At 66.8% G+C, this 19,241-nt stretch carries 22 protein-coding genes; 8 read left to right on the top strand and 14 right to left on the bottom strand.

Translation table 11 applies throughout. From position 1 onward, the window contains the following. Positions 1–23: 23 nt before the first annotated feature. Positions 24–815 (bottom strand): hypothetical protein, encoded by a 792-nt coding sequence (locus ACSQ23_RS19310; RefSeq protein ID WP_436091568.1) that lies wholly within the window; start codon positions 813–815, stop codon positions 24–26. 494 nt (positions 816–1,309) lie between these two features. Here ACSQ23_RS19310 and ACSQ23_RS19315 point away from each other — a divergent pair, with 494 nt between their 5' ends. Further along, positions 1,310–2,452, top strand: coding sequence for a DUF2336 domain-containing protein (locus ACSQ23_RS19315; RefSeq protein ID WP_055885303.1), 1,143 nt, complete (start codon positions 1,310–1,312; stop codon positions 2,450–2,452). Between the two features lie 150 nt (positions 2,453–2,602). On the opposite strand, the gene ACSQ23_RS19320 is transcribed toward ACSQ23_RS19315, so the two are convergent. Genes ACSQ23_RS19320 through ACSQ23_RS19335 form a run of 4 tightly spaced genes read right to left on the bottom strand, consistent with a single transcriptional unit; the run spans position 2,603 to position 6,790 of the window. Further along, positions 2,603–2,935, bottom strand: a complete 333-nt coding sequence (locus tag ACSQ23_RS19320) for a DUF1491 family protein (protein WP_055885299.1) — start codon at positions 2,933–2,935, stop codon at positions 2,603–2,605. A 32-nt stretch (positions 2,936–2,967) separates the two neighbouring features. Then, positions 2,968–3,540 (bottom strand): shikimate kinase, encoded by a 573-nt coding sequence (locus ACSQ23_RS19325; RefSeq protein ID WP_436091569.1) that lies wholly within the window; start codon positions 3,538–3,540, stop codon positions 2,968–2,970. 53 nt (positions 3,541–3,593) lie between these two features. Next, complete coding sequence (locus tag ACSQ23_RS19330; protein ID WP_162247924.1) at positions 3,594–4,997, bottom strand: peptidoglycan-binding domain-containing protein; 1,404 nt, start codon at positions 4,995–4,997, stop codon at positions 3,594–3,596. After that, positions 4,994–6,790, bottom strand: a complete 1,797-nt coding sequence (locus ACSQ23_RS19335) for a PAS domain-containing sensor histidine kinase (RefSeq protein WP_436091570.1) — start codon at positions 6,788–6,790, stop codon at positions 4,994–4,996. Before ACSQ23_RS19335 ends, ACSQ23_RS19330 begins: the two co-directional genes overlap by 4 nt. Before the next feature lie 422 nt (positions 6,791–7,212). On the opposite strand from ACSQ23_RS19335, the gene ACSQ23_RS19340 reads away from it, so the two are divergent. The 4 genes from ACSQ23_RS19340 to ACSQ23_RS19355 all read left to right on the top strand — a co-directional run bounded on the left by ACSQ23_RS19340 (position 7,213) and on the right by ACSQ23_RS19355 (position 9,954). Then, positions 7,213–7,509: a hypothetical protein gene (locus ACSQ23_RS19340; RefSeq protein ID WP_436091571.1), complete on the top strand. Its 297-nt coding sequence runs from the start codon at positions 7,213–7,215 to the stop codon at positions 7,507–7,509. A 132-nt stretch (positions 7,510–7,641) separates the two neighbouring features. Next, a complete protein-coding gene (locus ACSQ23_RS19345) occupies positions 7,642–8,541 on the top strand; it encodes an alpha/beta hydrolase (protein ID WP_436091572.1) in 900 nt (299 codons plus the stop codon). Positions 8,542–8,577: 36 nt separating this feature from the next. Then, positions 8,578–8,997, top strand: coding sequence for a SufE family protein (locus tag ACSQ23_RS19350; RefSeq protein WP_055997191.1), 420 nt, complete (start codon positions 8,578–8,580; stop codon positions 8,995–8,997). Positions 8,998–9,003: 6 nt separating this feature from the next. Further along, positions 9,004–9,954 (top strand): GNAT family N-acetyltransferase, encoded by a 951-nt coding sequence (locus tag ACSQ23_RS19355; RefSeq protein WP_436091573.1) that lies wholly within the window; start codon positions 9,004–9,006, stop codon positions 9,952–9,954. A gap of 2 nt (positions 9,955–9,956) precedes the next feature. On the opposite strand, the gene ACSQ23_RS19360 is transcribed toward ACSQ23_RS19355, so the two are convergent. Next, complete coding sequence (locus ACSQ23_RS19360) at positions 9,957–10,400, bottom strand: Rrf2 family transcriptional regulator (RefSeq protein WP_055997181.1); 444 nt, start codon at positions 10,398–10,400, stop codon at positions 9,957–9,959. A gap of 134 nt (positions 10,401–10,534) precedes the next feature. Between ACSQ23_RS19360 and ACSQ23_RS19365 the strand changes: the two genes are divergently transcribed. The 3 genes from ACSQ23_RS19365 to ACSQ23_RS19375 all read left to right on the top strand — a co-directional run bounded on the left by ACSQ23_RS19365 (position 10,535) and on the right by ACSQ23_RS19375 (position 12,557). Further along, entirely contained in the window at positions 10,535–11,209 is a 675-nt protein-coding gene (locus tag ACSQ23_RS19365) for a class I SAM-dependent methyltransferase (RefSeq protein WP_436091574.1), read from the top strand. Between the two features lie 98 nt (positions 11,210–11,307). Continuing rightward, positions 11,308–11,964, top strand: a complete 657-nt coding sequence (locus ACSQ23_RS19370; RefSeq protein WP_436091575.1) for a glutathione S-transferase family protein — start codon at positions 11,308–11,310, stop codon at positions 11,962–11,964. 98 nt (positions 11,965–12,062) lie between these two features. Next, positions 12,063–12,557 carry a hypothetical protein gene (locus ACSQ23_RS19375; RefSeq protein WP_055997170.1) on the top strand — a complete coding sequence of 165 codons (495 nt, stop codon included), beginning with the start codon at positions 12,063–12,065 and terminating at the stop codon, positions 12,555–12,557. 102 nt (positions 12,558–12,659) lie between these two features. Here the strand turns inward: ACSQ23_RS19375 and ACSQ23_RS19380 are convergent, their stop codons facing one another. The 8 genes from ACSQ23_RS19380 to mbhE form a co-directional block, all read right to left on the bottom strand. Next, positions 12,660–13,082: a MucR family transcriptional regulator gene (locus tag ACSQ23_RS19380; RefSeq protein WP_055885270.1), complete on the bottom strand. Its 423-nt coding sequence runs from the start codon at positions 13,080–13,082 to the stop codon at positions 12,660–12,662. 154 nt (positions 13,083–13,236) lie between these two features. Next, on the bottom strand, positions 13,237–13,563 hold the full coding sequence (gene mnhG / locus ACSQ23_RS19385) for a monovalent cation/H(+) antiporter subunit G (protein WP_055885267.1): 327 nt from the start codon (positions 13,561–13,563) through the stop codon (positions 13,237–13,239). Then, the gene (locus ACSQ23_RS19390; RefSeq protein ID WP_055997167.1) at positions 13,560–13,862 is read right to left on the bottom strand and encodes a monovalent cation/H+ antiporter complex subunit F; all 303 of its coding nucleotides are present in this window, start codon (positions 13,860–13,862) and stop codon (positions 13,560–13,562) included. Before ACSQ23_RS19390 ends, mnhG begins: the two co-directional genes overlap by 4 nt. After that, entirely contained in the window at positions 13,859–14,338 is a 480-nt protein-coding gene (locus ACSQ23_RS19395; protein WP_055997164.1) for a Na+/H+ antiporter subunit E, read from the bottom strand. Before ACSQ23_RS19395 ends, ACSQ23_RS19390 begins: the two co-directional genes overlap by 4 nt. Further along, entirely contained in the window at positions 14,335–15,903 is a 1,569-nt protein-coding gene (locus tag ACSQ23_RS19400; protein ID WP_436091576.1) for a proton-conducting transporter transmembrane domain-containing protein, read from the bottom strand. The genes ACSQ23_RS19395 and ACSQ23_RS19400 overlap by 4 nt, the downstream gene beginning before the upstream one ends. After that, positions 15,903–16,280 carry a Na+/H+ antiporter subunit C gene (locus ACSQ23_RS19405; RefSeq protein WP_055885255.1) on the bottom strand — a complete coding sequence of 126 codons (378 nt, stop codon included), beginning with the start codon at positions 16,278–16,280 and terminating at the stop codon, positions 15,903–15,905. Before ACSQ23_RS19405 ends, ACSQ23_RS19400 begins: the two co-directional genes overlap by 1 nt. Next, a complete protein-coding gene (locus ACSQ23_RS19410; protein ID WP_055885252.1) occupies positions 16,280–16,702 on the bottom strand; it encodes an MnhB domain-containing protein in 423 nt (140 codons plus the stop codon). The genes ACSQ23_RS19405 and ACSQ23_RS19410 overlap by 1 nt, the downstream gene beginning before the upstream one ends. Next, positions 16,699–19,077, bottom strand: a complete 2,379-nt coding sequence (gene mbhE, locus ACSQ23_RS19415; RefSeq protein WP_436091577.1) for a hydrogen gas-evolving membrane-bound hydrogenase subunit E — start codon at positions 19,075–19,077, stop codon at positions 16,699–16,701. The genes ACSQ23_RS19410 and mbhE overlap by 4 nt, the downstream gene beginning before the upstream one ends. Positions 19,078–19,241: the final 164 nt, after the last annotated feature.

The following is a 19,241-nucleotide window of genomic DNA, read 5'->3' on the forward strand; positions in this document are numbered from 1 at the left end:
TGGGTTACAGTCGGTCAACCAAGCTACTTGCGGTATTCGCCCTCGCTGGGCGCATCCATCAGCACCCGGCCGGGGATAGCGCCCGCGCCAGCGCCATTGTCGTCCCAGCCGTCACCGCAGAAATCCAGCGCCTCGGCGCGGTCGACCCAGATAGCGAGGCGGCTCAGCCGCTCGTCGACTTCCACCGCCTCACCGTGCGGCGTTTCCACCAGGAAGTGGTCGAGCGCGTAGCTGTAGGAACCGTAGCGGTAGCCGAGCGCGGCGACGAAGCGACCGACATAGAGGTCGTTCTCGGCCTTGCGCAGCCGCACCTGCTTGAGCATCGCCGGCTCGATATCATCGAGCTCGGCAGCGGCGACGGCACGCTGCCGGTCGATCTCGATCACCGCGCAGATCGCCTTGAAGGTGGTCGGCAGCGTCAGGAGATCCGCCCCGACATCGTCGGCAATAGTGTTGAAGCGCACGCGCGACGAGGCGTAGGGCTCGTGGGTGAGCCAGCGGTAGTAGAGGTCGAACTTGTCCGGTCGCGCGCTGAACACGCCGGCAACGAAGATCACCTGCTCGTAGTCGAAGGCCCAATCCCTGGCATGGCGCGCGATGAGGAACCGGTACACCCGGTCGTGCATCTCGCGTTCCTGGTCGGTGATGTTGAAATCCGATACCGGCTGGTTGCCCAGCCGCCGCATCAGCCGGTCGGTTTCGGGAATGATCTTGTCATTGAGCACGCCGGGTTTCACCCGGCCGAAATCGCCGAGCTCATGCGCGCCCGCGGGCGAGGCGCAGAGCAGCAGCGCCAGCCCCAGCGCCCGAACCATACCTCGCAGCAGCTCTCGCTTCCCTCCCCCTTGAGGGGAGGGATTGAGGGAGGGGGTGGTGCGGTGATCACCGATGGACCCCCACCCCCAACCCCTCCCCTCAAGGAGGAGGGGAGCGACCTGTCGCAGGCAATCAGCCACGGCGGCGCTTGCCGCCCGAGGCTGTTCCCACCGGCTTGTCCGGCATTGGAGAGGAGCCCCCGCCCCGCTCATAACGGACCCCGGTGAACAGCAGGACTTCGCCCGTGCCCGCCGATTGGGCGCGCGTTCTCGTGCGTCCACGCTTTGGTAGTTGAACCAGCTTTCCCAACCTTGCCTCCGGGCGGGCGGGCGATATTTGCCGGGGACCCATTTCCAGCGGCAAATCGGGAACGACGCAGGGACCCGATGAAAGCCATTAAGAGTTCGTCAAGGTTAACAGTTCGCTAACGATTTCCCTGAAATAGTCAGACCTGTGGTTGAGGCCCGAATCCTGGGGCCTTTCAGGGCAAAATATGATCGGTTTCCAGCCTTACGAGACGTTCCAGCTCCTCATCGAGACGGGCGGCGTCGATCGAACGAACACGCTGCTGTGCGCGGCATGCGATGCCTTTGCGCGCCGGGGGCGGCCGACCGGTGCCGAAATGGAACAGTTTGCGGCGCTCGCCCAGCGCCTGTTCCCGGCTGCGGCCCCCGCCGCTCGCGCCAAGGCCGCGGCGACGCTCGGCCGCTCCGAGGATTTGTCTCCCGAGCTCGAGCAACTGGTGGTGCGCCACCTCGGCGACGACCTGCCGGATTTCCTGGTTTCGGCGCCCAGGCTGTCCGAGAGCACCATGCTCAAGGTGATCTCGTCGAATGACGTCACCCTCGGCGCTGCCCTGGCCCGCCGGGCAGATCTCTCCAACGGTGTGCTGGGCCGGCTGTTCCAGATGAACAGCCGCAAGGTCTATCGCGCCATCGCCACCAATACGGCGATCGTGCCGCGCGGCCCCTATCTCAGCGCCCTCGCCCGCTCGGCGCAGATGGATCACCAGGTGGCCTGGTCGCTTGCCGCGCGCGAGGATTTCGACGCGGCTTTGCTGGCGCCCGCCTTCTTCGATCTGGGCGAGACCGATCGGGTGAAAGTGATCAACGCCTTTTCCCAGCGCCAGACCCCTGCCGCGCCGATCAAGCGCACGCTCGAGCAGTTGTCGGTCGCCACTGGCGAGCTCACCCGGGCGCTGATGAAGCTGTTCTCCGAGAACCGCCGGCCGGAAGTCACCAAGCTGCTGCATCAGATCACCGGGCTCGACGAGGTCCGTTGCGGGCAGATCGCCCACGACACCTCCGGGGCGGCGCTGTTCGTGGTGCTGCGCGCCTTCGGCTGCGATGCGCAGGACGGGCTCAAGGTGCTGATCCACGCCACCTCGCACGACGAGGATCGGTCCAAGGCGCTGGCGCAGTTTTCAAAGCTGTTCGAAACGGTCAGCGTCGACGCCACGGCGTTCCTGATGAGCGCCTGGCGCGGCGAGGTGAACCTGCTCGACATGACCAAGCCGGAATACAAGCCGTTCGAGATCGAACGCCGCCGCATCCCGCCGCCGCAGACCCGCGAGCGCAACCCGGTGGTCGACCAGGCGATCGAGGCGCTGGCCCGGATCGGGGCGCGAGCGAGCTAAGTCCTGTCGGCGGAGTTGCCGCAGCCACTCGCACCGGGTCATTCCCGCGAAAGCGGGAACCTCCGTTTTGCGATTGCTCCCAAACGGAGATCCCCGCTTCCGCGGGGATGACACCGTGCCTCCGGGATAGCCCAGGGACGACACTGCACCCTACCCCGCCACCTCCAGCCCCAATTCACCCTTCCGCAGCTCGAGCGACACCACCCACAGGTCGGGGTCGAAATCGTGTTCCCTCTCGATCCGCTCGCGCACCTTGTCCGGTTCGACATGGTCGAAGCGCAGCTGGAACACCCGGTCCTCGGGGTTGTCGCCAAGGCTGGTCGCCGGCGCCGGGGTATAGAGCGACACCTCGCCGTTGAGGTGATCGACCTCGACGAAGATCTGCCCGGCGATCGGATCGCCGCGGCGCGACACCACGCAGAGGTGGCCGATATCGTTATGCCGGCGCACGAACGCCGAAACCCAGAGGTCAGTGCGAAACATCCGCCACCTGTGCCGGAAAACCGGGCGCCTGGCTAGGCTGCAGCCGTGAGGCCCAAGCCGTCGATGACCGCCGCCGCGATCCGTTCCGGCGAGGCCGTGGCCGCGATCAGCATGTCTCCGGTCTCGCGGTAGATCGCGAAACGCTGGCGGAACTTCCTGTCCTCGCTCTGCCGCTCAAAGCCAAACCCGCGCGTCAGCTGCCGCTCCACCACGACCGAGGTCGCGAGGTTGACCTCTAGCGAAGGCAGGAGCGTGACGCCATAACCGGTGGCCACCAGCCGGTCGGCACGGCGGCGATCCTCGGTGCCCGGCGCCGCCACGAGGAAACCCGACGATGCGACGAAGACGGTCAATGGGGTTGCCTCGCGCGCCAGCCGCTCGGCCAGCGCGAGATTTTCGGCCCGGTAGCGCTCATAGCCCTGCGCGGCGATGAACGGGCCGATCACCTCGATCCGTTCGCAGAACTCGAGATCGAGATCGATCAGCGGCCAACCGAGGGTTGCAGCCAGCGCCCGACCCAGCGTCGACTTGCCGACGCCCCCTGGCCCGAGCAGCATGAGCCGCTCGCCCGGTCGCCAGCGTCGCCTGATCTCGGTGTGAATCACCCCTCCATCCATACGCCATCCGACCGCGAGCGGCCGGCTGGCGCAATGGGGTGCTAGATCGCCGCGCCGTTGTCGACCAAGAGGTCGAGCAGCTCGGGGGAGATCCGGCCGGTCACCTTGTAGTTGAAGTAGACCTCGAAGTTGCGGATCGCCTTGGCGGTCGCCTCGCCGGCAACGCCATCGGCCGGGCCATGGAGGAACCCGAGGCTCCCCAGCCCGCGCTGCACCTTGGCGACGATCACCGGGTCGGTCACCGAGAACGGCGCCATTAGCTGTTCGGGCGTCGCTTCGGTGTCGAGCACTGCGATCGTCTCGCCCGGCGCCGGCGGCGCGGGTTCTTCGATCTTCAAGGGCACGCCGACCTGCGGCTTGTCCGGCAGGGCAGCGAGTTCGGTTCGCGCCGCCGCTGCCTTGGGCACGAGGGCCACGGTGGGGGCCGCCTCGGCAGTGCTCAGCGTGTTCGACTCCGCGGCGAACTGCTGCTGCGCCACTGGCTTTCTGGGCAGCACCTTGGGCGCCGTCGTCATGCTCATCGACTGCACGCCGTTGACGATGGTGCTGATGGCGTCGCCGGCGGTTTCGGCAGCCATCTCGAGCGCTGCCTCAGGTGATTTCGGCACGGGCCGGCCCAAAAGCGTGCTGCCGGTCGCCTGCTTTGCCGGCGCGATCGAGCCGGTCTCAATATCGGCAACGAGCGGCTTGGGCTGCTCCATCACCGCCAGCGACTGCGGCTTCACCGCGTCGGTCCTCTGTTGTTCAGGCTTGGGCTGCTCCGCCCTGAGCTGTTCAGCCTTGGGCAGCTCGGCTGCGACTGGTGCGATCTCGACCTTGGGCAGGGTCACCGCCGCCGCGGGCTTCTGCTCGACTGCAGGCGCAGGCGCCGGGGCCACCGGCTGCGGCGCAGGCGTCGACAGCGGCGCGGCCAGCACCAGCTCGATGATGTCGCGCGTCAGCTCGCCGGTCGGCTTCAGCCCGCGCTGCTCCTCGAACTTCTTCAGCGCCCGGGCGGTCTGCGGGCCGTAATAGCCATCGACCGTGCCGGTGAAGAGCTGCAGCCGCTCAAGCTTGCGCTGCACTTCGAACACTTCCTTGTTGCCGATCGGTCCGCCCTGCGTGTCGAGCGGGGCGGCAGCCGCGACCACCTGGCGCTGCACCTTGGCGGGCGCGCTCAGCACGAAGCTCTTGGGCCGGGTTTTGGGAATCACCAGTTCGACGTCGGCGATCCGCGCGGCCGATTCGATCCCCGCATCGAACAGCGGGGACGGATGCTCATGGCGCTGGCCATAGAGCGCGTTCGAGCCGGCCATGGCCGACGTCACCACCAGAGCGGCGATAGCGGAATTGGTGAGGGGGGAGCGCATGTAGCGCGCAATGACCCAGAGCGCCGCGCGACCCGCGTGGGCCATAGCGACGCTGCCGACCTGCAAAGGCAGGTGCGCAAGAGTTGCTGCCGTCATAGGGCTCTTTTTCTTTCGTCGTCGTGCCATGTGGTGGGCATTTGCTGCTGGACCGGGTCCCGATGAAGCGGGGTAACGGCAGCAGTTTCCTCCACCTTGGTTTCCGGACCGTTTATCGGCAGCAGAACAGTCATCACTGTCCCCTCTCCCGGAGACGAGCTGGCATGCAGGGTTCCCTCATGCAGCTCGACCAGTCCCTTGACGATCGAAAGACCCAGGCCCGTGCCCTCGTAGCGGCGCGCGAGGCCATCCTGTGCCTGGAAGAAGGGCTCGCCGATTCGGCTCACCGATTCCTCGCCCATGCCGATGCCATGGTCGGCCACCGAGATGGCGAGATGGCGGCCCTGCCGCTTCATGGCGAGAGTCACCACCGAGTGCTCGTTGGAGAATTTCACCGCGTTGGACAACAGGTTGATCAGAATCTGGCGGCAGGCGCGCTCGTCGGCGATCAGCATCGGCAGGCTGCGCGGAATATCGGTCATCAGCCGCACCGATTTGTCGCGCGCCATGGCGTCGACCATCTTCAGGCAGGGTTCGACCAGCGATTCGGGTGCGATCGCCTCGGTGGTCAGTTCAAACTTGCCCGCTTCCAGCCGGCTCATATCGAGCAGCATCTTCACCACGTCGATCAGGTGATGACCACTCTGCTGGATCAGCGTGGCATATTCCTTGTGCTGCGGGCTGAGTTCGCCGACGACGCCCGAGGTCATCATCTCGGAAAAGCCGACAATGGCGTTGAGCGGGGTGCGCAGCTCGTGCCCGATGGTGGCGAGGAAGCGCGACTTGGCGCTCGAGGCTTCCTCGGCAAGCTTGCGTGCCCGCTGCAGCTCGTTCATGTAGTCATGCCGCTCAGTGACGTCGCGCAGCAGCACGACGACCTCGTTGCGGGTCCTGGGCATATCAGCATCGACGACCGGGGAAAGCGAAGCCTCGACCCAGACATAGCGCGGCGCGGCGGCCGACGGGCCCGGCTCATCGCGGCGCATGCGAATCTCGAGGCGGCGCGTGCGACCGTCCTGGTTGGCCTCGGCAAAGGCGGTGAGGTAGGTCGGCCGATCCATCACATGGATGCGCTCGACCAGTCCGTTGCCGCTGAGCTCGAAGCGGCGGCAGCCGAACAGCTTTTCCGCCGAGCGCGAGGTGAACAGCACCGTGCCGTCGCTGGCAAAGCGCATCACCGCATCCTGCACATGCTCGATCAGGTGCCGGTAAGCGTTGATCTGCGCCTTCTCGTAGACCTCGAACACGGTGTTCAGGCGGTTGGCTGAGTAGGCGACCATCACGGCCGTGATGGTGAACACCAGGCCGCCGATCAGCCTCGTGCTGCTGTGGAACGGCTCCGGCCAGACAAAGATGCTGAAACTCGCCAGCACCCCCAGCGCCACCACGGCGACGAGGATGGCCCAGGCGCGCTTCTTGACCGGTGTGCGGGTCAGGAGCGAGGCATGCACCGGGCCGAGCACCGCCACGGCGAGACCGAAATCGGCGAGCACGGGATCGGCGACGGTCAGCAGTGCGCCGCCGAGCAACGTGGCGTAGACCTGCCCCGCGGCGGCGCGCTCATACTGGCCGCGCTGGCAGAGCGCGATGCTGAGGACGCCTGCTGCGACACCGATGGTCGCGAGGACAAAGGGGAGCAGCATGGATTGGGTCAGCGCATAGAGCGCCGCCGGCATGCCGATCAGGCTGAGGATCAGGATGAGCCTGGCATTGGTGGCAATGGCCTGTCGGCGCAAGGCTTCAGGACGCCCACCCGCGCCCCGCACCGGCTCGGTGCGCCAAGCGCGACGCATCGCATCGCTCAACCATGTCCAGAGGCTACGCATAACTCTAACCAACCGCCCCGCCGCCCATTTTCTTGTTGTCCGGAGCTTCCACCCGAACGCCTAATGCGGGTTTAAGGGGAAGAGCCCGCGAGGCGGTTGCGCACCCGATCCATGGCGTTGCGCAGGGGCTTTCTGGGGTTAGCGTAAACAGTTCGTTGCGCCGACCGCGGGGTTCCAACGGGCTGTGCATTTCGCCTTGACCACCTGTCGAATCTCCCAAGCTCGATGTCATCGGAGATGGGGCGAGTTCGCGGCCACTGACCCAACCGACTCGATCCGTGGCATTTGCCTACAATTTTATCGAAATCTCGAAACCGGACTTAAGCCGCCCCGCCTAGCCTTCTCGGCACACAAAGGCAGGTGGACTGCCGGTACGGGAAGAGGCGACGATGTTCGTGTTGAGGTCTGCATTCTGGCTGACGGTGATGTTCCTCATCATCGCGCCGAAGGACTTCGACCTGGGCAAGACCGCCAGCGATGCCTCGGCTGAGGCCCTCAAGGCGGGCCAGCAGGTGATCGTTTCTCAGGTTCTCGCCAGCGATTGCAGCACCCTCGAATGCGCCGGCGGCAAGGCCGCGCTCACGGTACTCGCTGGCAGCAAGCTCCCGTCCGTCGACACACCCATGCAAATGACGTCGAACACCCCGGTCCCGCTCCCCCGACCGCGACCGGATCGGATGGGTTGAGCCAGGGGTTGCGCCACTTCCCCGACGCTACTCCAGCAGCGATCCCTGGCCGAGCCGCAGTGCGCTGCCCCGCACTGCGGCTCTCTCTTTGTTGGCGGGAAACCATAGGCGGCGCTTGAGAGTTCTGCCGCCATGGCTTTGTTCGCAGAGGCCGAGACGCTCCGCCTCGGCGCCGCTCCATTCGATATCTTCGCGCGTCGTCTCGGCGCCGGTCCGCCGGTGCTGCTGCTGCACGGCTTCCCTGAGACGCATCTGATGTGGCGCGATATCGCTCCGCGGCTAGTTGCTCGCTTCACCCTGATCTGCCCCGACCTTCCCGGCTATGGCCAGAGCGGCTGCCCGCCGACCGACCGAGCCCATGCGCCGTACAGCAAGCGAACCATGGCGGCCGCGCTGGTCAGTGCGATGAGCGACATCGGCTACCAGTCCTTCTCTGTCGCCGGACACGACCGCGGCGGCCGCGTCGCCTACCGCATGACGCTCGACCATCCCGACCGTATCGAACGGCTGGCCGTCCTCGATATTGTCCCGACGCTCGATACCTGGGAGACCGCGGACGCCCGCTTTGCCCTGGTCTTCTGGCCCTGGTCGCTGCTCGCCCAGCCGGCGCCACTCCCCGAACGCCTCATTGCCGCTGATCCCGCCGCAATCATCGACGCTGCCCTCTCCGGCTGGGGCAGCCCGCCGTCAAGTTTCGGCGCCGACAGCCGCGATGCCTACATCGCCGCGCTCAGCGCGCCCGACCACATCCACGCGATCGCAGAGGAGTACCGCGCCGCCGCCGGCATCGACCGTGAACACGACCGCGCCGACCGGCAGGCAGGCCGCCGCATCGGCGCGCCACTGCTGGCGCTGTGGAGCCAATCGGGCGCCCTCGCCGAGTGGTACGAGCCCGATGGCGGACCGCTCGGCATCTGGCGCCGCTGGGCCGACCAGGTGGCAGGCCGGGCGGTACCCGGCGGCCACTTCTTTCCCGAGGAGCATCCGGCCGCCACCGCTGCTGCGCTCGCGGACTTCTTTGCCGCGGCATAGCTTCAATCTCGGCCGCTAATCGCCTATCTATCGGACATGACTCATCCTGCCGCCTTTGCCGAGATCGCCGAAAACCTCAGCTTCCTTGACGACTGGGAAGACCGCTACCGCTACATCATCGAGCTTGGGCAGGCGCTGCCGCCGCTCGCCGAGAGCGAGAAGAACGCTGAGAACAAGGTGCATGGCTGCACCTCGCAGGTCTGGCTGGTCTCCAACCACAATGGCGCTCACCTCGAATACCGCGGCGAATCCGATGCGATGATCGTGCGCGGCCTCGTCGCCGTGCTGATTGCGCTCTATTCCGGCCGCCCCGCCCGCGAGATCGCCGAAACCGACGCCATCGCCATCTTCGACGAACTCGGGCTGCGCGAGCACCTCACCACGCAGCGCTCCAACGGCCTCGTCGCCATGGTCAACCGGATGCGCAGCGAAGCGCGGTCGCTGACGGCGGCCTAAGTCACGATGCCAGAGCTCATCATTCGCCCGCTACGGCCCGGCGAGACCGAGCTCTTTCTCTCCTACCCATTCGCGCGCCAGCCCGGCATGTGGGAGACGGCGCGCGACTATGAGGCCCTGCTCGCCTCGAACCAGTACCGGCCCGAACACACCTGGGTGGCGCTTCGCGATGGCGTCGTCGTCGCCCGGGCCTGCTTCTGGGCTGGACGTGAGGACAAGCGTCCGGTGTCGCTCGACTGGCTCGAGGCAGAGCCCGGCCCGCAGCAGGTTGAGCTGGGCACTGCGCTGCTGCGCGCCGCCCACCAGACGATCCGCAACGCTGAGGGCAAACGCCCGGACTACCACCTGTTCATGCCGCCCGGCTGGCGCGACGACTCGGCGTTGCGGTCTGCCGGTGAGGCTCGCCTCACGACCGCGCAGAACGCCGGGATGACGCCGTTCGTCGAGCGCTTCACCTATCGCTGGTCGGCCGAGCGCGACGGCCTGCCATCGCGCAGCGAGCGGCTGGAGTTTCGCCCCGCCGATGACGCGCAGGCTCTGGCCGTGCTCAAGCAATTGCTGGTCGGCACGCTCGACGCCCACGACCGTCATGCCGTTGCCGTCCACGGCATCGAGCGCGCAGCAGAACTGCAGCTCGCCGATCTCCACTGGTTCCCCTCGCCGCGCGACTGGTGGCAGCTGGCCCACACGAAATCCGGCGAGCTCGTCGGCCTGATCGTCCCGGCGCGCAACTACAGCCAACCGACCATCGGCTACATTGGCGTGGTCCCGGCGCAGCGCGGCCGCGGCTATGTCGACGACCTGCTCGCCGAGATGACGTGGCGCCTCAGCGAAGCCGCCCCCGGCGAGTCCATTGGCGCCGACACCGACTTTGCCAACGTGCCCATGGCGAAGGCCTTCGCCCGCGCCGGCTTCCGCATCGTTGAAGAACACCTGGTACTGACCGACGCGGGTTGAGCCTAGTCGTGCGCGTGCTGGTGCACGGCCAGCGCCGAAGCGCGCGACGGCATCAACTGATCGAGGGTGATGGCGCCGAAACGCTCGACGAACAACGCCTCCGCCTCGGCCATCGTATCCCCCAGCGCATCGTTCACCGCCTGCTCGACCTTGCACCCGGGGTTATCGCTGCGGTTGCCGAAGGCGAACAGCGTCGGACGGCCGAGGGCCAGGTAGACGTCGAGCAGGGTGATCTCGCGCAGCGGCCGCGCCAGCAGCCAGCCGCCACCATGGCCCTTGCCGGAATGCACATGCCCGGCTTCGCGCAGCCCGGCCATGGTGCGCCGAAAAATGGCGGGGTTGGTCCCCATGGTCGTGGCCAGCACCTCCGAGGTCAGCGGAACGCTCACCTGCCCCAAATGCAGCAGCACGTGCAAAACCCCGGAAAGTCGCGTGTCCTTGTTCATCCAGCTGTCCTGAAACCTGCACTCGCCCCTGTCAACCGGAGTGGGTTGACCGTCGCTTCAATCTTTCGTATCAACAAATGATACATGATATTGCGAGACGATGTCCACGCTCGCCGAGCGCATCAGGAGCCACCATGAGCGGCGCATATACTCCCCTTCGCCACCGCGGTTATCTGGACGGCCCGCCGCGTCAGGTCCCCGGCTTCGCGAGCCTGCACCGCATGGTGGAGATGCTGCTGGCCGAGCACGTTCCCGCCACTGGCAGAGTCCTGGTGCATGGCGCGGGCGGCGGCCTCGAACTCAGGGCGCTGGCCGAAGCCCAGCCGGGCTGGCTGTTCGATGGGGTCGACCCATCGCCCGACATGCTGGCGCTGGCCGAGGAGACGATCGTCCCGTACGGGGCGCGCGTGCTGCTGCACCGGGGGCTGATCGACGCGGCGCCGTCCGGTCCGTTCGACGCGGCGACGAGCCTGCTCACCTTCCACTTCATCCCGATCGACGAACGGCGTGCGACGCTCCGGCAACTGCATCGGCGGCTGAAGCCCGGCGCGCCGCTGGCGTTGGTGCACATCAGCTTCCCGCAGTCCGAGCCGGAGCGCTCGCAATGGATCGCCCGGCATGCGGCCTATGGCGCGCCGCGTGGCATCGATCCCGCGCATCTCGAAGCCGCACGGGAGGCCATCGGCACCCGGCTGACCATCCTCTCGCCCGAGGAGGACGAAGGGATGCTGCGCGAGGCCGGCTTCGACGACGTCAGCCTGTTCTTTGCCGGCCTCAGTTTCCGGGGCTGGATCGCCTACGCCGCATAGAAACAAAAAACTCATCAACCGTGTCGAATCCCGCTCCGGAGCTTCGACTAAAAGTGAAGGCTGGATTGGCCAGCCGAAGCAAACACCGGAGCTGACCGATGATCCCGACCATTACAGCCTTTGCGACCTCGCCCGATGGCGGCCAGGGACAGGCGCGCGACATGCGCGTGCGCTGGGCGCTCGAAGAGGTTGGCCAGCCCTATGACGTGCGCCTCGTTTCATTCGCCGAGATGAAGCAGCCCGCACACCGTGCGCTGCAGCCGTTCGGGCAGATCCCGACTTACGAGGATGGTGAGGTCACCCTGTTCGAGTCCGGCGCCATCGTCTTCCACATCGCAGCGCAGCATCAGGGCCTGCTGCCGAATGACCCCGCGGCGCGGGCCCGCGCCATCACCTGGATGTTCGCCGCGCTCGCCACCATCGAGCCGCCGATCGTCGATCGCGAAGCGGCGGAGTATCTCGAAGGTGACAAGCCCTGGTACGGGGAGCACTTGGCGACTGTCGACGAGCGCATCCGGGACCGGCTGAGCGACCTGTCGCGGCGGCTCGGCGATGCTGACTGGCTCGATGGCGCATTCAGCGCCGGCGACCTGGTGATGGTCGGCGTACTGCGCCGGCTCGAGGGCTCGGACCTGCTGGCCGAGCATCCGAACCTTACCGCCTACGTCGCCCGCGGCAAGGCACGCCCCGCTTTCCAGCGCGCCTACGCGGCACAGCATGCGGTGTTCAGCGACAGCCAGATGGCGGCGGCGTAGCGGCGCGTTCGATACCGCTCTCCACACCTTGATCGCGGCATCGCTTGCGAGCGGCGCCGCTCTGCGACTACGGTCCGCCGTCTTTGACGGGGATGTGCATGCTCAGGGTGATTTCGGCTTTTCTCGTGTTGGCTCTGGCGACGACGGCCGGTGCGGCAGAATGGACCTACGAGGATGGCAGCGTGCCGATCGCCTATCTCGACAATGGCAGCGCACAGTTCCAGTTCGCCTGCCGCGGCGGCGACCTGGCGATGGGCTTTTGGGTGCGCTCGCCGCATCGGCAGGTCGCCGGCGCCAGCTCGATGAACCTGGCCATCACCCCGGATCCCGCCGAGGGTGCCGGCGTTTCGGCTGCCGGCGGCAGCAGCTTTGCGCAGGAGATCCCGCTCATCCACAGCGACGGCACCTCGATGATCGTCCGTGGTCCAGTGGCCCGGCAGTGGGCGCGCATCGCCCAGGGGGCCAAGGCGACGATCCGCATCGCCTATGTCCGCAGCAAGTCGCAGGGCGGGCTCGAAGTGTTCGACAGCAACACGTTTGGTGCCAAAGGCTCTTCGGCCGCCATCAAGCGCGTGCTCGACCGCTGCGGCTGAGCTATACCGCCCCCCGCAGGCATCCTGGCACAAGCAGGTCCACAAAGCAGTGTGGCCGCCCCTTGCGGAGCGGCCACGAGATAGTCGATCGATCGGAGTCGATCAGGCGGCCTTGCGGCCCAGGCCATTGTCCTTGGCGAGGCGCGAGCGGGTCGCCGAGTAGTTCGGAGCAACCATCGGGTAGTCGGCCGGCAGGCCCCACTTCTCGCGGTACTCTTCCGGCGAGAGATTGTAGTGGGTACGCAGGTGCCGCTTCAGCGACTTGAACTTCTTGCCGTCCTCGAGACAGATGATGAAGTCCGGGGCGACGGACTTGCGAACCGGGACGGCCGGCTTCAATTCCTCGGCCGGCTCGGCCGCGACGGGAGACTGGAGATTCCGGAGGGCAGCATGCACGTCAGCAATCAGCTTGGGCAGGTCGGTAACGCTGAGAGCATTGTGGCTAACATAAGCGGAGACGATGTCAGCGCTCAGATCGATGAGATCGTTGTCAGCCGCGGCATTGCCGCTGATGATATCGGTCATTTCGGGTCCTTTTCTGCGGTATGTCAGGGCGAAGAGGTGGCAGCCTTGCCCTGGACTGGTTCAATAGAACCGCTGCACTGCGAATGCAATAGCAACTGTCGTCTATGTGTATAACCTTTGATTTGCGGCAATAATGTGCAGTTGCCAAAGTGTTTCACTTCAAATCGTCCACAGTCGTCGCAGCGGTCGGCGCCTCGCCGCAGCGATATGCCGCACGCGCCAGCAAGTGGGCGGCAATTGGTGTAGAGAGCAGCAGGAACACTATCCCCAGCAAAGCACGCAGCACCACGGCGCCGTCGAACGATGCCACTGCGACCGCAAGCAGGATCAAACCGGCTCCAATTGCACCTGCCTTCGACGCTGCATGCAGCCGCGTGTAGAGGTCGGGCAGTCGCAATACTCCGATCGCCGCGATCAGGCTGAACAACGCGCCGGCAAGCACCAGCAAGGCGGCAAGGTATTGTGTGAGCTCGAGGATCATTGCTCGGCCTCCCTGCTGCGGCGCGCCGCCCGGCTCATCAGATAACGGGCCAGCGCCACGGTCGCGAGGAAGCTGACGAGAGCCAGCGCGATGGCAATGTCGATATAGAGTGAGAACCCGGTCAGCACGGCGACGCCGCCGATAAAGCCCACAGCGAGCACGCCGATCATATCGAGCGCCAGGATACGGTCCCCGAGATTGGGGCCGCGGATCAGGCGAATCACCGCCAGCAGCATGCCGACCAGCAACAGCCCGAGCGCGATCTGGCTCGCCAGCTGCAATACGGCCGCGCCGCTCATCGGAACGCCCCCGCGACCTTCGCCTCGAACCCGGCGGCGATCTGTTTGATGAATGCCGCGCGATCGGTGACGTGGATAGCGTGGATGTAGAGCAAGCGCCGATCCTCCGACACATCGACGCTGAGCGTTCCCGGCGTCAGCGTGATCAGGTTGGCCAGCAGCGTGATCTCGGCGTCGCTGGTCACGCTCAGTGGAAACGCGATGATCGCCGGCCGGATATGCGCGTTGAGATCGGGCCGCAGCACCAGCCGCGCCACCCGCAGCGCGCTCGCCACCAGTTCGGTGATGAACAGCCACGCGAGCGCCACTATGCGCAGCGCCCGCGGCAGCAGGTTCGGGCGTGACACGTATCGGCGCACGACGAACAGGCAGGCGGCGCCGACCACCGCGCCGAGCAGCAGGTTGGGCAGCGTGAAACTGCCGGTAGCCGCCGCCCAGCCCAGCGCCAGGACGATGGTAAGCAGGACCAGACTCATGGCGCGGCTCCCTCGAGGCCGGTGGCGACGACGTAGTTGGCCGGCCGAAGCAGCCCGGCCGCAGCCTCCTTGCCGAAGCCAAGCAGCGGCTCCGGCCACAGCCCAAGCAGCAGCACGACGAGCGTCAGCACACCGGCCGAGCCAAGCCCGAGCCAGCGCACCTGAGGGCTGAGCGGCTTCAGGTCGGGGTTCGGGGCCTCGGTCGTTGCCGCCTCATGCCCGGCGCGCCAGAAGATGTGGGCCCAGAGCCGGCTGACGGCGATCAGGGTCAGGAGCGCGTTGCCGAGCATCGCGAGCCACAGTGCCAGGCCCCAGCCATCGCGGCCAAAGCCCCAGCCCTCGATGCCGCCCTGCACCAGCAGCAGTTTCGGCCAGAAGCCGAGGAATGGCGGGACGCCCGCCACCGCCAGCATCAAGACGAAGAACAGCAGCGAGGGCAGCGAGGCCGCCGCATAGATGCCGCCCATTCGACGCGTATCGGTCTCGCCGGTCATCGCCTCGAGCAGCCCGGCAACGAGATAGAGCGCGGTGATGGTCAGCATGGCGTGCAGCACATAAGTCGCCGAGCCCGCCAGCCCTGCCGCATTGCCAAGCGCCGCCCCGGCAATGGTGGCGCCGATGCCGCCGATCACCAGGAAGCCGAGCGCCCGCCGGAGATTGGTCTCGGCGATCGCCCCGAGTGGTCCGAGGATCAGCGTACTGATCGCCACCAGCGCCAGCACCGGCTCGAGCACCTCGCGGCTTGCCGGCAGCAGCATCACCAGGGCGCGCAGCAGGGCGTAGACGCCCACCTTGGTCAGCAGTCCCGCCATCAGCGCCGAGATTGCCGGCGGCGGTGCGTGGTAGCTGGCGGGCAACCAGGCATTCACCGGAAACGCCGCCGCCTTCATGCCGAAGGCCAGCAACAGCAGCGCCGCGATCGAGGCCAGCACCGCCGGGTTGGCTGCCCCGGCACGGCCAACGATGTCGGCCATGTTGAGTGTCCCCAGCGTGCCATAGAGCAGCCCGAGCGCGGCGAGGAAGAAGCTGGTGGCGAGGAAATTGAGGAAGCCGTATTTCACCGTGCCGTCGAGCTGGATGTTGCGTCCGCCCAGGACCATCAGCCCGAAGCTCGAGATCAGCATCACCTCGAACCAGACATAGAGGTTGAACAGGTCGCCGGTGAGGAACGAGCCGCTGACACCAGCAAGCAGCAGGAGGATCAGCGGGTAGACCCCATCGCGCCGTGCCCGGTCGGGCATGTCCATCCGCAGGTAAACCAGCAGCAGCAATGTCACCCCGGCTGCCGCCAGCGCGAACACCGCACTGGTCAGATCGGCGACGAAGCTGATGCCGAAGGGCGGCAGCCAGCGCCCCATGGTCATCGCCACCGGCCCGGTCTCGCTCACCCTGAGCGCCAATGCGATGTCCGAGACGAAGATCACCGCGACGATGCTGAGCGCCAGCCAGAACTGCGCCTCGCGCAGCATCAGCAGCACGGCGCCGCCGAGCAGCGCCAGCACCACCGGCAGAATCACCAGCCAGTCGGTCGGATGCGTGGCGAAATCCTGCATCGCGCCGCTCATCAGTAGCTCATCGGCGGTTTCGGGCCGCCGCGCGGCTCGGTGACGCGCATCCGGTCGGTGTCGTCGGCCTCGAGCGACTGGTAGGCGCGGTAGGCCAGCACCAGGAGGAACGCGAACATCGCAAAGCCGATAACGATGGCGGTGAGGATCAGCGCCTGCGGCAGCGGGTTCGCGGCCCCTGCCAGTGGCGCCTTGGCCCCCTCGAGCGCAATCGGCGGAACGATCCGCCCCAGCCGCCCGGCGACGAGGATCAGGAGGTTCACCGCGTTGCCCAGCAACACCAGCCCGAGCAGCATGCGGATCAGGGCGCGCGACAAGAGGAGGTAGATCGCGGCGGCGAGGAAGACACCGGAGAGCGCGGCGATGACGTGGTCCATCAGGCGCCCCCCTCCTCGTCCTCGAGCGCCAGCGCCACTGCGGCGATGGTGCCGAAGACGACAAAGTAGACGCCGATATCGAACACCATCGGGGTGGAGATCGCCACCTCCACCTCGTCGAACTCGAAGATGGTCCAGAGCCCGGTGAGGAACGGCACGTCGAACACGATCGACAGCGCTCCCGCCAGTGCCGCGAGCGCCACGCCGAACCCGGCATAGGCGAGCGGATGCAGCTGCAACGCGGTGCGCGCCGCACCGGCACCCATCGCCATGCCATAGATGGTCAGCGCCGATGCAGCGATCAGCCCGCCGATGAAGCCGCCGCCCGGCTCGTTGTGGCCGCGCAGCAGCACGAACACCGAGAACACCAGCATCACGGCAACCAGCAGCGGTGCGATGGTGCGGAAGATCAGCGAGTTCATGCCGCCGCCTTCCGCGCCGCGCGGCGCTTCGGCTGCGGCGCGAGCTCGACCGGTGCGACCTCGACAGGCTTCTGCCGCCTGGCGCCGCGGATCAAAGCCAGGATGGCGATGCCCGCAGTCATCACCACGGAGATTTCACCCAGCGTATCCAGCCCGCGGAAGTCGACGAGGATGACATTGACGACATTGTGCCCATGCGCGATCGGCACGCTATGCGCGTTGAAAAAGGTCGAGAGCCTCAAATCGAACGGCCCCTCGATCACCGCCCAGAGCAGCATGGTCACGGCGACGCCGCCGAGCAGCGCCACGCCGCCGTCACGGGCCCAATCCTCGAGCGGCCGCCGGTCGGCGGTATCGAGATCGAGCCGGGTCATCACCAGCGCCAGGATCACCACACTGAGGATTTCGACCATGAACTGGGTGAAGCTCAGGTCCGGCGCGCCGAACACCAGGTAGAGCAGCGCCACCGCCAGGCCCTGCACCCCGAGCGCCAGGATGGCGAAGAGGCGGCTGCGCGCATAGACGACGGTCACGACGCCGAGCACCGCGAGCCCGACCAGCCCCCATTCATAGAACCGGAGATCGAGCGTCTGCGGCCCGCGCGGCAGCCCGTCCAGCAGCCAGAGCGGCCCGATCGCCGCGACCACCAGCAGGACGAACACCAAAAACAGGTAGAGTTCCAGCCGCCCGTGGTGCAGCAGCCGCGTCACTGCCCCGGCGACACGCACGATGCCGAAATACACCCAGTCGAAGCCGATATCGAAGCTCCAGCCGATCGCCGTTGCGGTGCGCCGCAACAGCGACCGTGCCAGATCGAGCCTGAGGAATAGCCCGATGGCCAGCACCCAGGTGGCGACCGAAAGCCAGAACGCCGGCCCCAAGAGGTCGACGCCGAACTTGAGGTGCGTCTCGACGGGGACACCGAGGATCGCCGAGGTCGCCGGTGCGACCGCCAGTTGCCCAGCCAGTGTCGGCACGAAGCCGAGGAAAATTCCCAGGACGCCCATGACTAGCGGTCCCGCCAGCATCGCCACCGGCGCCTCGTGTGGCTCGATCGGCGTCGGCAGCAATTGCCCCATGAAGGGCTTGATCAGCAGCGCCAGCCCGATGGCGCCGAGCAGCGCGTTGCCCAGCACGAGCGCAGCAAGCGCCAGCAGCGACTCAAACTGTCCGATCGCTAGCGCCGCATACATTTCTTCCTTGGCGAAGAAGCCGATCAATGGCGGCAGCCCGAACATCGCGGCCGAGGCCATGATGGTGCCGATGAAGCTCAGCGTCATCGGATCGCGCAAACCGCCGAGCATGGTGATGTCGCGGGTGCCGGTCCCGTGGTCGATCGCCCCGGCGACGAGGAACAGCCCGGCCTTGTAGAGGGCGTGGGCGATGAAATAGAGCACCGCCGCAGTCACCGCGAGCTCGGTGCCCGCGCCCAGCAGCAGCATCAGCAAGCCGAGTGAGGCGAGCGTCGTCTGCGCCAGCATCTGCTTGAGGTCGGTCTGCCGCAGCGCCGCGATCGCGCCCCAGAGCAGCGTGGCGCCGCCGAACGCCATCAGCGTCAGGTTCCAGATCGCCTCGCCGCCCAGATGCGGGGTCATCCGCGCCACGAGGTACACGCCGCCCTGCACCATGGTCGCCGAGTGGAGGTAGGCCGAAACCGGTGTCGGCGCCTCCATGGCGTTGGGCAGCCAGAAATGGAACGGCAGTTGCGCCGATTTGGTGAAGGCGGCGAGCAGCACCAGCCCGACCAGCAGCGGATAGGCTACGTTATCCTTGAGCTGGCCTGCGGCGCTCAGCTCCCAGCCGCCGGTGATGGCATAGATCGCCACCCCCGCCGCCAGCAGCGCCAGCCCGCCGAGCCCAGTCACCAGCAGCGCCTGGATCGCAGCGCGCCGCGCCGCCTGCCGGGTGTGATCGAAGCCGATCAAGAGGAAGGAGGCGACCGAGGTCAGCTCCCAGAACAGGTAGAGCGCGACGAGGTTGTCGGCCAGCACCAGCCCCTGCATCGCCCCCATGAAGGCCAGGAGGAAGCCGAGGAACCGGCCCTGCTTGTGCCCCTTCAGGTAGGCGCCCGAATAAAGCAGGATGAACGCCCCGATGCCGGCAATGGTCAGGGCAAAGGTGAGGCTCAGACCGTCGACGAGAAAGCTCAGCTCGAGCCCCCAGGACGGCGCCCATGGCCAGGCGATGGTGATGATCTCGCCGTCGGACACCCGGCCGAGCAACCCCCATAGCGCGATGAACCCCGCCACCGGCACCAGCGCCACCACCCAGCCGGCAAGGTCACCGACCAGCCGATGGACGAGCGGCGCCAGCGCTGCCGCCACGAAGGGCAGCAGCACGACGAGTGCAATCGCTATTGCCGGTGTGGCCTCCACCCGGGTCCGCCCCCTGTGGGATTCGCTTGCGGCAGCTTAGCCCCTCCCCCCGCCCCGGCAAGGCAAACCGGTCGGCCCGCACGACTGCACCACAGCTTTGTGAGAGCTGGGGGATTTGCGATCAGGCGCCGCAATCGCCATATCTGGCGCCGTAACGGAGATTC

Origin of the sequence: Devosia sp. LjRoot16 (assembly GCF_964252795.1) — a bacterium.
Lineage (GTDB): Bacteria > Pseudomonadota > Alphaproteobacteria > Rhizobiales > Devosiaceae > Devosia_A.

Excerpts from the sequence above, each read along its gene's own strand:
- ACSQ23_RS19310 (WP_436091568.1), bottom strand. The coding sequence starts at position 815 with ATGGTTCGGGCGCTGGGGCTGGCGCTGCTGCTCTGCGCCTCGCCCGCG.
- ACSQ23_RS19315 (WP_055885303.1), top strand. The coding sequence starts at position 1,310 with ATGATCGGTTTCCAGCCTTACGAGACGTTCCAGCTCCTCATCGAGACG.
- ACSQ23_RS19320 (WP_055885299.1), bottom strand. The coding sequence starts at position 2,935 with ATGTTTCGCACTGACCTCTGGGTTTCGGCGTTCGTGCGCCGGCATAAC.
- ACSQ23_RS19330 (WP_162247924.1), bottom strand. The coding sequence starts at position 4,997 with ATGACGGCAGCAACTCTTGCGCACCTGCCTTTGCAGGTCGGCAGCGTC.
- ACSQ23_RS19335 (WP_436091570.1), bottom strand. The coding sequence starts at position 6,790 with ATGCGTCGCGCTTGGCGCACCGAGCCGGTGCGGGGCGCGGGTGGGCGT.
- ACSQ23_RS19340 (WP_436091571.1), top strand. The coding sequence starts at position 7,213 with ATGTTCGTGTTGAGGTCTGCATTCTGGCTGACGGTGATGTTCCTCATC.
- ACSQ23_RS19345 (WP_436091572.1), top strand. The coding sequence starts at position 7,642 with ATGGCTTTGTTCGCAGAGGCCGAGACGCTCCGCCTCGGCGCCGCTCCA.
- ACSQ23_RS19350 (WP_055997191.1), top strand. The coding sequence starts at position 8,578 with ATGACTCATCCTGCCGCCTTTGCCGAGATCGCCGAAAACCTCAGCTTC.
- ACSQ23_RS19355 (WP_436091573.1), top strand. The coding sequence starts at position 9,004 with ATGCCAGAGCTCATCATTCGCCCGCTACGGCCCGGCGAGACCGAGCTC.
- ACSQ23_RS19360 (WP_055997181.1), bottom strand. The coding sequence starts at position 10,400 with ATGAACAAGGACACGCGACTTTCCGGGGTTTTGCACGTGCTGCTGCAT.
- ACSQ23_RS19365 (WP_436091574.1), top strand. The coding sequence starts at position 10,535 with ATGAGCGGCGCATATACTCCCCTTCGCCACCGCGGTTATCTGGACGGC.
- ACSQ23_RS19370 (WP_436091575.1), top strand. The coding sequence starts at position 11,308 with ATGATCCCGACCATTACAGCCTTTGCGACCTCGCCCGATGGCGGCCAG.
- ACSQ23_RS19375 (WP_055997170.1), top strand. The coding sequence starts at position 12,063 with ATGCTCAGGGTGATTTCGGCTTTTCTCGTGTTGGCTCTGGCGACGACG.
- ACSQ23_RS19380 (WP_055885270.1), bottom strand. The coding sequence starts at position 13,082 with ATGACCGATATCATCAGCGGCAATGCCGCGGCTGACAACGATCTCATC.
- mnhG (WP_055885267.1), bottom strand. The coding sequence starts at position 13,563 with ATGATCCTCGAGCTCACACAATACCTTGCCGCCTTGCTGGTGCTTGCC.
- ACSQ23_RS19390 (WP_055997167.1), bottom strand. The coding sequence starts at position 13,862 with ATGAGCGGCGCGGCCGTATTGCAGCTGGCGAGCCAGATCGCGCTCGGG.
- ACSQ23_RS19395 (WP_055997164.1), bottom strand. The coding sequence starts at position 14,338 with ATGAGTCTGGTCCTGCTTACCATCGTCCTGGCGCTGGGCTGGGCGGCG.
- ACSQ23_RS19400 (WP_436091576.1), bottom strand. The coding sequence starts at position 15,903 with ATGAGCGGCGCGATGCAGGATTTCGCCACGCATCCGACCGACTGGCTG.
- ACSQ23_RS19405 (WP_055885255.1), bottom strand. The coding sequence starts at position 16,280 with ATGGACCACGTCATCGCCGCGCTCTCCGGTGTCTTCCTCGCCGCCGCG.
- ACSQ23_RS19410 (WP_055885252.1), bottom strand. The coding sequence starts at position 16,702 with ATGAACTCGCTGATCTTCCGCACCATCGCACCGCTGCTGGTTGCCGTG.